Origin of the sequence: Maribacter luteocoastalis, assembly GCF_048890225.1 — a bacterium.
GTDB lineage: Bacteria > Bacteroidota > Bacteroidia > Flavobacteriales > Flavobacteriaceae > Maribacter > Maribacter luteocoastalis.
Map to the genome: position 1 here is coordinate 396,492 of NZ_JBMFZG010000001.1, position 15,835 is coordinate 412,326.

The 15,835-nt window shown below is 37.8% G+C and carries 10 protein-coding genes and 1 tRNA gene; 3 read left to right on the forward strand and 8 right to left on the reverse strand.

Going from position 1 to position 15,835, the window contains the following annotated elements:
- Positions 1-16 precede the first annotated feature (16 nt).
- Positions 17-3,127, reverse strand: coding sequence for a TAT-variant-translocated molybdopterin oxidoreductase (locus ACOCEA_RS01705; RefSeq protein ID WP_420754464.1), 3,111 nt, complete (start codon positions 3,125-3,127; stop codon positions 17-19).
- Between the two features lie 35 nt (positions 3,128-3,162).
- On the reverse strand, positions 3,163-4,512 hold the full coding sequence (locus ACOCEA_RS01710) for a c-type cytochrome (RefSeq protein WP_420754465.1): 1,350 nt from the start codon (positions 4,510-4,512) through the stop codon (positions 3,163-3,165).
- A 234-nt stretch (positions 4,513-4,746) separates the two neighbouring features.
- Here ACOCEA_RS01710 and ACOCEA_RS01715 point away from each other — a divergent pair, with 234 nt between their 5' ends.
- Positions 4,747-5,118, forward strand: coding sequence for an SPOR domain-containing protein (locus tag ACOCEA_RS01715; protein WP_420754466.1), 372 nt, complete (start codon positions 4,747-4,749; stop codon positions 5,116-5,118).
- Between the two features lie 45 nt (positions 5,119-5,163).
- Here ACOCEA_RS01715 and infB read toward each other — a convergent pair whose 3' ends face one another.
- The 3 genes from infB to rimP are packed head-to-tail and all read right to left on the reverse strand — an operon-like array spanning position 5,164 to position 9,668.
- Complete coding sequence (gene infB, locus ACOCEA_RS01720) at positions 5,164-7,920, reverse strand: translation initiation factor IF-2 (protein WP_420755026.1); 2,757 nt, start codon at positions 7,918-7,920, stop codon at positions 5,164-5,166.
- Between the two features lie 41 nt (positions 7,921-7,961).
- The gene (nusA, locus tag ACOCEA_RS01725) at positions 7,962-9,194 is read right to left on the reverse strand and encodes a transcription termination factor NusA (RefSeq protein WP_420754467.1); all 1,233 of its coding nucleotides are present in this window, start codon (positions 9,192-9,194) and stop codon (positions 7,962-7,964) included.
- A gap of 12 nt (positions 9,195-9,206) precedes the next feature.
- A complete protein-coding gene (gene rimP, locus ACOCEA_RS01730) occupies positions 9,207-9,668 on the reverse strand; it encodes a ribosome assembly cofactor RimP (RefSeq protein ID WP_420754468.1) in 462 nt (153 codons plus the stop codon).
- 208 nt (positions 9,669-9,876) lie between these two features.
- Here rimP and ACOCEA_RS01735 point away from each other — a divergent pair, with 208 nt between their 5' ends.
- Positions 9,877-11,175, forward strand: a complete 1,299-nt coding sequence (locus tag ACOCEA_RS01735) for a cation:proton antiporter domain-containing protein (RefSeq protein ID WP_420755027.1) — start codon at positions 9,877-9,879, stop codon at positions 11,173-11,175.
- A gap of 61 nt (positions 11,176-11,236) precedes the next feature.
- Here the strand turns inward: ACOCEA_RS01735 and ACOCEA_RS01740 are convergent, their stop codons facing one another.
- Together ACOCEA_RS01740 and ACOCEA_RS01745 are read right to left on the reverse strand one after the other, a co-directional pair.
- On the reverse strand, positions 11,237-11,560 hold the full coding sequence (locus ACOCEA_RS01740; protein ID WP_420754469.1) for a hypothetical protein: 324 nt from the start codon (positions 11,558-11,560) through the stop codon (positions 11,237-11,239).
- Between the two features lie 261 nt (positions 11,561-11,821).
- Positions 11,822-11,892 (reverse strand) — tRNA-Gln (locus tag ACOCEA_RS01745).
- A gap of 166 nt (positions 11,893-12,058) precedes the next feature.
- Here ACOCEA_RS01745 and ACOCEA_RS01750 point away from each other — a divergent pair.
- On the forward strand, positions 12,059-15,379 hold the full coding sequence (locus ACOCEA_RS01750; protein ID WP_420754470.1) for a glycosyltransferase family 117 protein: 3,321 nt from the start codon (positions 12,059-12,061) through the stop codon (positions 15,377-15,379).
- A gap of 73 nt (positions 15,380-15,452) precedes the next feature.
- On the opposite strand, the gene ACOCEA_RS01755 is transcribed toward ACOCEA_RS01750, so the two are convergent.
- Positions 15,453-15,749 carry a thioredoxin family protein gene (locus ACOCEA_RS01755; protein WP_413967306.1) on the reverse strand — a complete coding sequence of 99 codons (297 nt, stop codon included), beginning with the start codon at positions 15,747-15,749 and terminating at the stop codon, positions 15,453-15,455.
- Positions 15,750-15,835: the final 86 nt, after the last annotated feature.

Below are 15,835 nucleotides of genomic sequence, written 5' to 3' on the forward strand. Positions count from 1 at the left end.
TACTTTCTAGTATTGTTTAAGCTTCGTTGGTATTCCTAACTTTGACGTGATAGAATACATTTGGTTTTGTTCCTACATGCTCCAATAAATGGTACATACGGTCACTTTCTTTGAGTTCAGAGACCTTGCTCTTCCCATCGTTCACATCTCCAAATACAATTGCCCCATTGCCACAAGCAGAAGAACAAGCTGTTTGGAATTCTCCATCTTCAATTACCCTACCATCCCTTTTAGCATCAAGGATTGTTAATTGTGTTTTCTGGATACACATGGAACATTTTTCAATAACACCTCTTGAACGAACATTAACATCTGGGTTCAATACCATTTTCCCCAAATCATTGTTCATATGGAAATCAAACTCGTCATTGTTGTTATACAAGAACCAATTAAATCTTCTAACTTTATAAGGACAGTTATTTGCACAATATCTTGTACCCACACATCTATTGTAAGCCATTTGGTTTTGACCTTGCCTACCGTGAGACGTTGCAGCAACAGGACAAACCGTTTCACAAGGAGCATGGTTACAGTGTTGACACATCACTGGCTGAAAAGCTACTTGAGGATTCTCTGAAGGATCTTCCAATTCCCCAAAACCTCCTAAAGAACCTTTTTCTCCAGAAAGACCATCAAATTCTTCCTTCTTAGTATTATCACCTTCAAAAGTTTCTTCCGAGGAATAATACCTATCGATACGCAACCAGTGCATATCCCTTGATTTTCTAACTTCTTGCTTACCTACTACAGGAACATTGTTTTCAGCATGACAAGCTATAACACATGCCCCACAACCTGTACAAGCATTAAGATCAATAGACATATTGAAATGATGCCCTATAGAACGATCAAAACTATCCCATAAATCTACAGATGTTGCAGGTACTTCCTGATGATTCAAGGAAACTTGGGGAACATGGTTCCACTCTGCATGATCTTTAGTGTTAAATATCTCCAATGAGGTTTCTTTAATGATATCACCCCTTCCCATCAATGTTTTATGCAATTGAATACAGGCAAACTCATGATTGCCACCTTCCTTGGCAACACTTACCGATTGATTTGATGAAAACCCATCGTATAAAGCAAAAGCGTTTACACCAGTTTGCATCTCCTCTTTCATACCCACCGTTTTACCATAACCAAACGCAAGACCTACAGTCCCCCTAGCTTGACCTGGCTGAACTACAGCAGGAATTTTATTTATTGTCACACCATTAACGGTAAGGGAAACATAATTTCCATCCATACCACCATTTGCAACATTCACATTGCTTACACCTATGTTTTCAGCATCCGCCTTTGAAATAGTAACATAATTATCCCAAGATACTCTTGTTATTGGGTCTGGAAATTCCTGTAACCAAGGATTATTAGCCTGTTGGCCGTCGCCCATACCTACTTTAGAATACAGCGTTAGTTCCATACCGTCACTAGTCGCATTCGCCAATGATCGAATTGCAGCTGATAAAGGCAAGGAATTCTCAACTTCATCCGCCCTAACTTCCTCAACAGCAACACTTTCATCAGAAACAAGCATTGTCTCTGCGCTAAAAACACCATCCTGCAATGCTTGACTCCAACTTGCCCCACTTAAAATAGACGAAGTCCAAGTATCCTTTATATAATCATAATATGTTTGTTCACTTCCCATCCAACTTAAAATAGCGGACTGAAACTGTTTTGTATCAAACAACTCTTTTATGGTAGGCTGCATCAAACTAAAATGACCTTTTTTAATCTCAACGTCACCCCAAGACTCTAAGTAATGATTAGATGCCGCAACATATTGAACAGCCTCTGCAGTCTCGTTCCAATTGGTTGAAAAGGCGACAGTCAAATCTACTTTCCCCAAACCTTCCTTAAAATCCGCAGCATTAGGCAGTGAATACAATGGGTTTACACCATCCATAATCAAGGCGCCAATCTTTCCAGACTTCATACCAGCAATAAGGGCATTTACAGCTTTAACACTTCCTTGCCTTACATATCTGGGAGCACTTGGATCAAAAGCCTTACTACCCAACATTTTATTTATTGCCAAAACAACTGTTTGTGCATTTAGGTCATCCAAACCAGTTACCACAACAGCGTTTGCGCCGGCCTTTTTTATTTCAGCACTTATCTGATCTACAATTCCATCATACTCAGAAGTATTACCGCCAACAGAAGTACCATTTAACGCACCATACAATTTAGCAAGTACCACTTTCTGCGCTGTTGGTGTTAACGGAATTCTTTTATCAGCGTTGGCACCGGTTAAAGACATATTTGCCTCGACCTGTATATGCCTAGACATTTTACCATTCTTAGGAACACGCCCTTTCGAATATCCACTATCAAAGCCTCCACCTTGCCAATCAGACAAGAAATCCGCTCCTATAGAAACTATCAAGCCTGCTTTTTCAAAATCATAATCCGCAAAAGCCCGTTCACCATATGCATTCTCAAAGGCCGTTAACGCAGCATCTTCAGTTATGGCGTCATAAGTAACGTGCATCACATTTTCATTAGAGGCAATCAACTCATTGATCAATCTTCTTGTAGATGGACTTGCATAGGTTTGTGTCAATAAAGCAACTTGCCTGGAAGACCCCTTAAGACCATCCATTTTAGCTTTTACAGCTGCATTTAAAGCAGACCACTCTGCTGGTTCACCATTAGCCAAAGGACCCTGCAACCTAGTACTGTCATACAAGGAAAGAACAGATGCTTGAATTCTCGCATTTGCATTCCCGCCAACTTTAGCTAAAGTATTATTCTCAACTTTGATAGGCCTTCCCTCCCTAGTTTTAATCAATATACTAGCAAAGTCGTTCCCATTAGCAATTGATGTAGCATAAAAATTAGCCACACCGGGAACAATATTTTCCGGCTGAACAACATAGGGGATAGATTTAACAACCGGTCCTTCACATGCCGCCAAAGAAGCTGCCGCCGTACTAAAACCAACATATTTAAGAAAATCCCTTCTATTGGTGTTAGTTGAAGATAAAGTCTCCTTATCCCCTAAAAAATCATCCACAGGAATCTGCTCTACAAATTCGTTTTGCTTTAGCGCCTCAACAATGGAATCGTTAGGATTTAACTCCGCTTCGTTTTTCCAATACTTTTTGTTTGATGCCATACGTAATATCTGTAATTAGCTTCTTTAATTATTTATTAATAGTGACACTTTCCACATTCCAAACCACCCATTTGGGCAGCCGTTAAATTCTCCACACCATATTTTTTGGAAAGTTCAGCATGTATTTTCTCGTAATACTCATTGCCTTCAACCTTTACATTGGTCTCTCGGTGGCAGTTAACACACCATCCCATAGTCAATGGAGAATATTGATACATAATTTCCATCTCCTCAACAGGACCATGACAAGTCTGACACTCAACACCGGCAACAGAAACATGCTGTGAATGGTTGAAATAAGCAAAATCAGGCAAATTATGGATTCGAACCCATTCTACAGGTTGACTATCACCAGTATACTTTTGGTTCTCTTCATCCCAACCCACTGCCTTATATAATTTCTTGATTTCCTTAGTATAAAACTCATTGGTATAACCATTGGCCAAATCCTCTTGAGAAGGCCCTTCAGGATTGCCCTTATACTCATAAATAGACTTATGACAATTCATACATACATTAAGCGAAGGAATACCAGAATGCTTTGAAACCCTAGCAGAAGAATGACAATACTTACACTCTATCTTATTATCACCAGCATGTATCTTGTGCGAATAGTGAATAGGTTGTATTGGCGCATACCCTTGATCAACACCTACCTGCATCATCCAGCCGTAAGCAAAATAAGCACTACCTAATAGCAAAAATATAGACGTCACCAATACTAAAAATTGATTCTGAACAAAAGCTTTCCAAATCGGTTTTCTTTTTTCAGCCTTTTCCTTTTCTAATGTTACACCGTTAGCTTCAGCTATCCTACGCAAGGTATTGTTTACCAAAAACAACATCACAACCAACAACCCAAATACCAAAGCCAGAGCACCCAAAATAATTTCATTGGAAATACCCGACGAAGAACCTGACCCTGCCGAATCTCCTACAGAGGCACCAACAGCAGCCACAGCAGGCGCTGGAGGCGTAGCCGCCGTATAAGCTAAAATATTATCAATATCGGAATTTGACAATGTTGGAAAAGCAGTCATTGCAGCCTGGTTATACTCAGCATACACTTTATTGGCATATGCATCCCCAGACTTTATTACACCTGGACTATTTTTGATCCAAGCATAAAGCCACTCTTTATCCAATCCTTCGTCCTCGGCCAATCTCGCCTCAACATTGGCCAATGCAGGACCGGTCATTTTTCTGTTAAGAGCATGACATGCGGCACAGTTCTGATTGAACAATGCCTTGCCAGCAGTAGCATCACCACTAGAAGCAGCACCGCCCTCATCTTGAGCCGATGACATAACCGAAAAAAGTAGACAAACTACTAAGCTGAAACCTAAGACTTTAGAAAATTGATTGCGGTATGGAACCTTTTTCATATATAATATATTTCAATCGGAATCTTGGCATGATTTTAGTATTCAGCAATTATTATTGTACTGAACAAATGCCTAAATCGAAGGCAAAAATACGACATAGACTTTATTTGAAAAAATGTTAATGTATTTATAATTTATAATTTATAGCTGTTCTAAATAACCTATAAGGCTAATCAATTAGACCTTAAAAAATTACATTTGCACAAGCGGCTAAATCCTTAAAAATAATTACTGATGAAAAATTTATTTTATTTATTTTCCATGGCATTTGTGGTTAATTTCAGCATAGCTCAAGAAGGGAAAATAAATATTGAACAAGACAATAAGATCACTGAATTACTGGATATTTACAAATCTAGCAAGCATAATTCCGAATATTATAGGATTCAAGTTGGCTTTGGTGACTACGCAAAAGCACAAGAAATAAAGAGCAATATTGAGATAGATTTCCCTGACCTTCCCTCAAAGATAGATTTCGACTCGCCTACTTATAGAGTTCGCGTTGGTCGTTTTAAATCAAAACTAGAGGCGGAACGAAAATTCAATGAGGTTCGAAAAAAGTATCCGGACGCCATGTTATTAAAACCAAAAAAATCGACCATATAGGTCGATTTTTTTTGCCTTAATCCTAAGCCAGTTAAGGCTTAGTTATTATTTAGATTTCAACTTCTTCTTAACGGCAACTTCTTGGAACGCCTCAACCACATCACCAATATTTATGTCGTTATAGTTCTTAACCTGAAGTCCACAATCATATCCTTTAGCAACCTCCTTAACATCATCCTTGAATCTTTTTAATGAGGACAATTCTCCTGTATAGAATACCACACCATCCCTGATTAAACGAATCCTAGAGTTTCTAAATATCTTACCACTTGTCACCATACATCCTGCAATGGTACCAATCTTAGAAATCTTGAATGTTTCACGAATTTCTGCAGTACCCGTAATCTCCTCCTTCATTTCTGGAGAAAGCATACCTTCCATGGCATCCTTAAGATCGTTTATGGCGTCATATATAATAGAGTACATACGAATATCTATCTCCTCATTTTCTGCCATACTCTTAGCGTTACCCATTGGCCTTACATTAAACCCAATAATTACCGCATCAGAAGCAGAGGCCAACAATACGTCAGATTCTGTGATAGGCCCTACTGCCTTATATATAATATTTACCTGAATTTCATCTGTAGAAAGCTTCTGGAAAGAATCGGTTAAAGCCTCTACAGAACCATCCACATCACCCTTAAGGATTATATTCAATTCCTTGAATTCCCCTAAGGCGATTCTTCTACCTATTTCGTCAAGTGTAATATGACGTTGTGTCCTAACAGATTGCTCACGTTGCAACTGAGATCTTCTTGCTGCAATCTGTTTTGCTTCGCGTTCATCCTCAAGAACATGGAACTTATCACCAGCCTGTGGCGCCCCATCCAAACCAAGGATGGATATTGGCTGTGATGGACCTACCTGCTCAACGGTTTTACCACGTTCATCTTGCATTGCCTTCACCTTACCGCTAGTTGTACCCGCTAAAACATAATCCCCAATCTTCAAAGTACCTGATTGCACCAAAATAGTAGAAACATAGCCTTTACCTTTATCCAAGAAAGCTTCAACAACAGTTCCTGATGCTAATTTGGATGGATTAGCCTTTAACTCAAGTAACTCAGCCTCTAACAATACTTTTTCCAATAACTCTTTTACTCCAGCACCTGTTTTGGCGGAAATATCATGGGATTGTATTTTACCTCCCCAATCTTCTACCAATAAGTTCATCTGGGCAAGACCTTCCTTAATCTTATCTGGATTTGCTGTAGGTCTATCTATTTTATTGATAGCAAATATAATTGGCACGCCGGCAGCCTGTGCATGACTAATAGCCTCTTTTGTTTGGGGCATTATATCATCATCTGCGGCTATTACAATGATTGCAATATCAGTAACCTGTGCACCTCTTGCACGCATGGCCGTAAAGGCCTCGTGGCCCGGAGTATCCAAAAAGGAGATTTTTTCCCCGTTATCCAAGGTAACACCATAAGCACCAATATGCTGTGTTATTCCACCGCTTTCACCAGCAATTACATTCTCTTCCCTAATATAATCAAGTAATGAGGTTTTACCGTGATCCACATGACCCATTACGGTAACAATAGGGGCTCTCGGCTTTAAATCTTCCGGCGCATCTTCCTCTTCTATAATACTTTCCTCAATATCAGCGGTTACAAACTCTACCTCATAGCCAAATTCATCTGCAACTATAGATAATGTTTCTGCATCAAGACGCTGGTTCATGGTAACCATGATACCCAAGGACATACAAGCCGAAATAATTTCAGTTGTAGATACCTCCATCATAGTTGCTACCTCACTAGCTGTAACAAACTCGGTAACTTTTAAGATTTTACTCTCTAATTCTTGCTGTTCAAGATCTTTTTCGGTCTGTTGACGGTGCTGATCCCTTTTATCTCTCCTATATTTAGCACCTTTGCCTTTTTTGGATTTACCTTGTAATTTTTCCAAGGTCTCCCTTACCTGCTTTTGAACATCCTCTTCAGTAGGCTCAACTTTGCTTACTTGTGCAAAACGTCTACTACTTCCTTTTCTATCTCCAGGTTTACTGGTACGGGCAGCTGCCTGACCTGGAGCAGGTGCATTTTTGCTGACAATACGCTTTCTACGCTTTTTACGGTCTATAGCATCCGTAGGTTTGATTTCTTCTTTTTTCTTTTTGGGCTTCTGAAACTTTGACAAATCTATCTTGTCACCAGTAATCTTTGGGCCTGACAATTTTTTATATTGCGTTTCTAAAGTTGCAGGCTCTCCTATCTTATCCTCCTTAACTTCTTCCTTAACTTCTTCCTTAACTTCTACATCAACCTTTTTCTCAACAATAGGAACTTCAACCTTTGGTTTTTCAGGTTCAACATCTTTGACAACGTCTACTTTTTCTACCACTTTTTCCTCGGCCACGGGTTCAACTACCGGTTTCTCTACTTCTTTTTGAACAGGTTTCTCCTCCTCCTTTTTCTTAGGATTAAGATCAATCTTTCCAACTGTTTTAAGTCCAGCAAGTTCAACTTTACCAACTAACTTTTTCTCTTCGGTTACAGCATTTCTTTTTTCACGAGCTAAACGACGCTCCTCCTGTTCTTGCTCTAACTGAATCCTAATAGCTTCCTTTTCCTTTCTTTTTTCTTCACCTACTTCCTTGGAGGCAACTTTTTTGCTTTTATCCGTTTGGAACTCGTCCAGTAAAACCTGATAAACCTCTTCGGAAATTTTAGTGGTAGGTCTTGCCTCCACATCATGTCCTTTGCTGTTTAGATAGTCTACTGCCCTATCCAAGGAAATATTAAGCTCACGAAGAACCTTATTAAGTCTTATTCTTGCATTATCTGCCATAAATACTGATTGCCGTTCTTTATTCAACTGCTAATATATAGCTAATCTTCTAATTCTTCTTTTAGTATACGTACAACTTCCAGAATTGTTTCCTCCTCCAAGTCGGTACGTTTTACAAGATCATCAACATCTTGCTCCAATACACTTCTAGCGGTGTCCATACCAATCTTCTTGAACTCATCTATAATCCAAGCATCAATTTCATCAGAGAACTCTGTCAATTCTACATCTTCCTCAACACCTTCCCTAAACACATCTATCTCATAACCAGTTAATTGACCTGCCAATCGTATATTATGACCACCACGACCAATTGCTTTGGAAACCTCTTCTGGTTTTAGATACACTTGAGCTGTCATCTTTTCATCATTAAGCTTAACAGATGACACTCTTGCGGGGCTCAATGCCCTGGTCACTAACAATTGTGGGTTTGATGTCCAATTAATAACATCAATGTTTTCGTTACCTAATTCCCTAACAATTCCATGAATACGAGAACCTTTCATGCCAACACAGGCACCAACAGGGTCTATACGGTCATCATAAGAGTCTACCGCTACTTTTGCCTTTTCACCAGGAATACGAACCGCTTTTTTAATCGTAATCAAACCATCAAAAACCTCTGGTATCTCTTGGAAAAACAATTGTTCCAAAAACTTAGGTGAGCTTCTGGACATGATAATGGTTGGTTTGGCACCTTTTAACTCAACACTTTCTATAACACCTCTTACGTTATCACCCTTACGGAAGAAATCGGAAGGAATCTGCCTATCTTTAGGAAGGATGATTTCGTTTCCTTCGTCATCCAACAAAATAACTGCTTTATGGCGTATATGATGAACCTCAGCAGTATATATCTCGCCTTCTAAATCTTTAAATTGCTTGTAAATGGTAGTGTTATCGTGCTCATGAATTTTAGAAATCAAGTTTTGGCGTAAAGCCAAAATAGCCCTTCTTCCCAAATCAATCAATTTCACTTCTTCGGATACATCTTCACCAACTTCAAAATCTGGCTCGATCTTTCGGGCTTCAGTTAAGGATATTTCTTCATTTGGCTCCTCTACCTCGCCATCTTCAACTACAACACGATTACGCCAAATCTCCAAATCGCCTTTATCTGGATTGATAATGATATCAAAGTTATCATCAGAACCAAACTTCTTCTTTAGGGCATTTCTGAAAACATCTTCCAAAATTGCCATAAGGGTTACACGATCAATAAATTTATCATCCTTAAATTCCGAGAACGATTCTATCAACGCAATATTTTCCATCTATAAATCTTATTAAAATTTTAAAACAACCTTTGCTTTCTTAATATCGGAAAAATTAATCTCCTTTCTTTTCTGTACGGTTACCTTTCCCTTACCAACAGGTTTGGACTCCCTGGCCTTCCACTCTAAAACAATACTATTTTCGTTCGCCTGGACAAGATTACCCTCAAAAGTACCTTCCTCCGTAATCACCTCCAATTTTCTTCCAACATTCTTACCAAACTGCCTTGGCAAGACCAATGGATTAGTAGCACCTGCCGAAGCCACTTCTAAGGAAAAATCTTCCTCTTCCCTATCTAAATTATGCTCTATTGCCCTACTGATCTTGATACAATCATTGACCGTAACACCATGGTCACCATCGATTATTACCTTAATCTTGTTATCGGGTGTTATAGTAAAATCAATCAAAAAAAGCGACTCATCTTCTTGTAATCCCGCCTCTAACAGCTCTTTTACTTTTCCCTTTAACATAAAAACCAAGTAATAAAAGAGGGGACAAAATGTCCCCTCATGAATACTTTATATCCTTTCAGTGGTGCAAATATACAATAATCTTTGTTTTCTGCAATAACCATCTCACACACAAATAAATGATTTAACAAATAACTCTTTTCGCTCAATCATTTCTTATCAAATAATACCTATTTTTAGTATGAACAGATTCATCAATCCTATTAAAATGGACTTACTTTCTTCCTACAACCTAATTATTGAAGCATCAATTATCATAATTCTTTCTTTCTGGTTTAACGGTATTTCGAAAAAAACCAATATACCATCAGTATTGATGTTGATTGTGCTAGGTATAATATTGCAATATGTCCTGAAATATTTTGTGCCTGAAGAGCTTGATTTTTCTGGGGGATTAGAAATTCTGGGAATTGTAGGGCTCATTATGATCGTTTTAGAAGCTGCCCTAGAACTTGAGCTAAAAAGAGAGAAATTAATTCCTATTTTAAAATCAATGTCCATTGCCTTACTTGGCCTTATTGGCTCTGCATGGGCTGCCGCCTTAATCTTATATCAATTTGTGCCTAACATGCCGATGCAGTCGGCATGGTTATATGCAACACCATTATCCATATTATCTAGCGCCATAATCATTCCAAGTGTTAGTGGACTTTCCGATACCAAAAGGGAATTTCACATATATGAGAGTACATTTTCGGACATTATGGGCATCATGATGTTCTATTATCTTATTGGAGGCTTAGACCCATCTGCGGACCATGGTGCGGTAGGATTTGCAGGCAATATTCTTTTGACCATAATCATAGGGCTAGTTGCCAGCTATGCCATTATTCTCATATTTCAACAAATAAAGAGTCAGGCCAAGCTATTTTTATTGATTGCTGTTTTACTCCTACTATATGCAATTGGAAAAAAATTTCACCTTTCATCCCTTGTTATCATATTAATTTTTGGGCTGGTAATTGCCAATGTAAAATTATTTTTTCCTGGCAAAATGTCGGTTTTTTTAGAAAATGATAAATTAAAACAAATCTATCACGAGCTTCATATTATCACGCTTGAGACTGCTTTTGTAGTTAGAACATTTTTCTTTGTTGTTTTTGGATTAAGTATTGCCATTACTTCTTTATTCAATTTTCGCGTTGCTCTAATTAGCATTCTTATTATAGCCACTATTTACGGAATAAGGTTTTTAATTCTGCGTGTATTTATAGGAAAGGATATATTACCACAACTATATATTGCCCCAAGGGGATTAATAACAGTATTATTGTTTTATGCGATTCCCACTGAAGCCGTGGTTGCTAATTTTGAGTCCGGGATATTGTTGTTTGTTATCATAGCAACTAGCCTAGTTATGACATGGGCCATGATAAAGGACAAAAGGAAAATGAACACTATTTTGGATGAAATAGATGAGGAATATTTGGAAAGAAATGAAGCGGAAGACCAGTTTAGGGTTAAAACACAAGAAAAACACAATAGCGAAAACCCATTAAAAGATTAATAACAGGGAATTGAAATTTAAAAATACTGTAGAAAACTTATTAGCTATTTAAAAAAGCAGATTATTTATTCACTACATCACCTGCTAATTCTGCTGTATTTTGACTTTTGGAAGTTTTTATACTATCAACCTCTCTCCTAAATCTTAGAATCATTACTGTATCCAACTGACTATTGATACTATCCTGCATTACCTTCCAATTTGCAGCATTCATTTGTTTCGTATATTCCGTTATTTTATTAAATCTAGCCAGATTATACCTATTTGCTTTCCAGGCATGTGCCGTGCTTTTTTGGTGTTCTTTATCTTGAAGGTAGATGCCTATGCCGAACCCAACCAAAACAAGCAGCAATATAATTTTAAGATTTTTAGCGGTTAACTTCATAATATTAGCTTTAAGAATGGGGGTAAAACCAACTGAGACCAGCAAGAATCGCGCCCTTAATTCATGCTTTTCTTTGCTAAATCAAGCAGCAATATACAAAATATCAAATACGAAAATTGCAATGATGCGACAAAGCGCAAAAAATAAAGCCCAATAACAAATCAGGTATTTTGACTTGTTTTTCAATTTCAAAAGAAGTCTTCGCTTTACAAAAACAAAAATCCCGAAATCATTATGATTTCGGGATTTCATTTAATAAAGTTGGCCCACTAGGACTCGAACCTAGAATGACGGTACCAAAAACCGGAGTGTTACCATTACACCATGGGCCAATACCTTTAAGAGCGTGCAAATTTAAAACAAAGTTTGGTTTGCACAAACATTTTTAAATCAATAATTGAAAAATTCATGATTTTCACCTGTTAAAGGTTTATAAAAAATGTAGTCCGTTATGTATTATAATTAGTAAATTCGCCCCATAGCTTTAACGAAGGTTACATGTTTTCAAAGAACTTCCAAAAATGGGATACACTTTTAGGGTGGTCCGTTTTTTTTATAGCACTTATTACATATTTCATCACCGTTGAACCCACCAACAGCTTTTGGGATGCAGGTGAATATATTGCCACAGCAGCCAAACTACAAGTAGGACACCCTCCAGGAGCACCATTATTACAAATGTTCGGGGCCTTTTTTGCCATGTTTGCCTTTGAACCCAGTCAGGTAGCCATGATGGTAAACCTTGTATCTGGAGTTTCCAGCGCCTTCACTATTCTATTTATGTTCTGGACGATTACCAACATCACCAGAAAGCTTATTGATATAGAAGAGCAATTTACCAATAGTAAAGCAATTGCCGTTCTAGGAAGCGGACTCATTGGGTCCTTGGCATTTACTTATTCTGATAGTTTTTGGTTTAATGCTGTGGAAACAGAAGTATATGCAATGGCCAGTTTGATTATGGCCCTTTTATTATGGCTAGGCCTAAAATGGACAGATAGTTTGGAAGATCCGAGAGGAAATCGTTGGATTATACTTATTTCATTTGTGGTAGGACTAACATTCGGAATTCAATTTATGGGATTCTTGGCTATACCATCAATTGGGTTATTATACTATTTTAAGACCTATAAGAAAACTACGGTCAAAAACTTCCTACTAGCTAATATCATAGTTATTGCCCTATTAATGTTAGTCTATAAATTCTCATTAACCTATGTGCTACAATTATTTGGCTGGGGAGAGGTGTTCTTTATAAACAGCATAGGGTTACCATTTAATTCTGGCTCTATTATAGTAGGTCTATTTTTCATCGCCTCTTTTTATTTTGGACTTCGCTATACAAGAAAGAATAATTATAAGATTGCCAACACAGTGGTTTTATGCCTTATGTTTCTATTCTTAGGATTTTCTTCTTGGTTGATGCTTCCCATTCGCGCCAATGCAAATGTGGTCATTAATGAGAACAACCCTGAAGACGCCAGAGCTCTTTTAGCCTATTACAATAGGGAACAATATCCTGGTGTTGACAGTCCTGTTTATGGAACGTACTACTCCGACATGTTTGCCCCAGCAGGCGAAGACAGGGATGGAAAACCCAAATACGAAAAGGACTATACGCTCGGAAAATATATTATAGTAAACAAGTATAAGGATTCTGAACAAGGTCCAAATCCAAAACACCAAGGATTATTACCCAGAATGTGGAGCTCCCAGAATGCATCTAACTACATGCAATATTTTGGACCCTTAAATTTTAGGATGACACAATCCAATGCAGAATTACGTGAAGCTGTAAATCAAGTTAAAGCCGGATTTGCCAATGGCGAAATAGATGCCGATCAGTACATAAGTTTCTTAAAACGCTTTAGTGATTATATAGAGGTGGAACCACCAACCGTTTGGGATAATATTAAATATATGATAGAATTCCAATTTAACTATATGTACTTACGCTATTTTATGTGGAATTTTGTAGGCAAACAAAATGATGTTCAAGGCAGATATAATGACAATGGCAACTGGCTGAGCGGCATATCATTTTTTGACAGCTGGAGGCTCGGTAGCCAAGACAACCTACCAAGTGATATTGAAAATAATAAAGGTCGTAACACCTATTTCTTCTTACCACTCCTTTTAGGCATTATTGGTTTAGTATTTCAAATTTCAAAAAACCCGAAGCAATTCTGGGTACTTATGATATTTTTTTTATTTACTGGTCTTGCCATACAGTTTTACACCAATCCATCCATATTCCAACCAAGGGAACGTGACTATTCCCTAGTGGGTTCGTTTTACATTTTTGCTATTTGGATCGGTCTTGGCGTGTATGGCCTTTACGATGGATTTAAAGATTGGATCACCCCTAAAATATTAGCCCCAGCCGTTGTAGTTGTATGTCTTTTGGCAGTCCCTACCGTTATGGCAGTTCAAAACTGGGATGACCATGATCGTTCTAATCGTTTTACTGCCAACGCATCTGCTAAAGCCTATTTAGATTCTACCCAAGAAGATGCTGGCGCAATACTTTTCACCATCGGAGATAACGATACATTTCCACTTTGGTATGCCCAAGAAATTGAACACTATCGTACCGATGTAAGAATTGTTTGTACAAGTCTATTCGAAACAGATTGGTATGTAGATCAAATGAAGAAGAAGGCCTATGAAAGTGACCCTATACCTTCCCAATTAACACATGAAAAATACCGTTGGGGAAATAGGGATGTTTTATATCACCAAGGCATCACAGAAAATAGGTGGTCCATAAATGATTTTATCAATTGGATAGATAGTGACAAACCTAGAACCAAATTAAAATATCTTTTCGAACAAAACGGTGCCGATTTAAGCCAATATTCCGAAAACACACTAAATATGGTGTATTACCCTACCAACAAAATAAGGGTGCCCGTGAACAAGAAAAATGTATTGGAAAGTGGCTTGGTGAAAGCAAAAGATTCTGCTTTGATTGTTGACTTTATTGACATTGACCTTCCAGGGGTAATCACCAAGAAAAGCATGATGATGTTGGACATTCTTGCCAACAATAATTGGGAAAGGCCCCTTTATTTCTCCGGTGGTAGTTTTGATGACGCAGAATACCTATGGATGAAAGACTATTTACAGCTTGATGGTTTAGCATATAAATTAGTCCCTATACGTACCGAGCGACCTAACTCTTTTGAAATGGGAAGAATTGATACCGATCTCATGTTTGCTATTGTTAAAAAATGGGATTGGGGAAATTCTGGAGATAAAAATATTTATCACGATACGCAAACCCGAATTCAAAGTGTATCCTATCGAGGCAACTTAGCGCGATTAATGGAGGCTTTGATCAAAGAAAACAAAACAGACAAAGCTAAAGAAATTATAGAAATTTCTTTAACCAACATGCCAGTGGAGAGTTTTGGTTACTACACCTTGGTTGAGCCCTTTGTGGATGGCTATTATAAGGTTGGCGAGACACAAAAAGCGAGGGAGTTGTTTAACCTTCTCAAAACCAAATACCAAGAGCGTTTGGAATACTACGCTTCCACTAGTTTAGATGAGCAATATAGCAATATAGATGATATTATTGCTGACATGGAAGCTTACAGAAGAAATATAGATACATTAATATCTAATGATGATCGTGAGATCGCTGAAAAAGAAACTTTGATATTCAACGAATACATAGATAAGTTCCAACATTTCTATAAAGATGAAGATGATATGGAAATCATGGAATCTGGCCCACAAAGTGATCCGGATATGATTGATACTATGCCTATGTCAGACACTATTAGAACAGATAATACCACTATTGAGCAATAAATAGGATACTCTTCACAAGCCACATCCAAGACTAAGGCTTCACGTTTTTGGAGACTATATAAAAAAAGATAGGTTAAACGTATTCGTTTAATATACCAATCAAGGTATTGGCATCTTGTTCCCCGCTTTGGCGCCAAACCATTTCACCTTTCTTATATATCATTAAGGTAGGCAAACCTTTAACGCGTAGTGCCTGGGAAAGTTCCTTGTTTTTATCCACATCTATTTTTATAACCTTGCCCTTGTCACCAAGTGCAGCAGCAACATCCCTTAATACCGGATGCATAGAGGTAGACTGTTCGTTCCATTCTGCATAAAAATCTAGCAATACTGGAACATTTAAATCTATAAGTTCACCAAATTTTGACATATAATCGGCTTTTCTTTATAAGCCAAATGTAGTAAAAAATGTTAAAAAACAACGGTTCCCGTCATTTTTGTAGTCCATCAACAGGT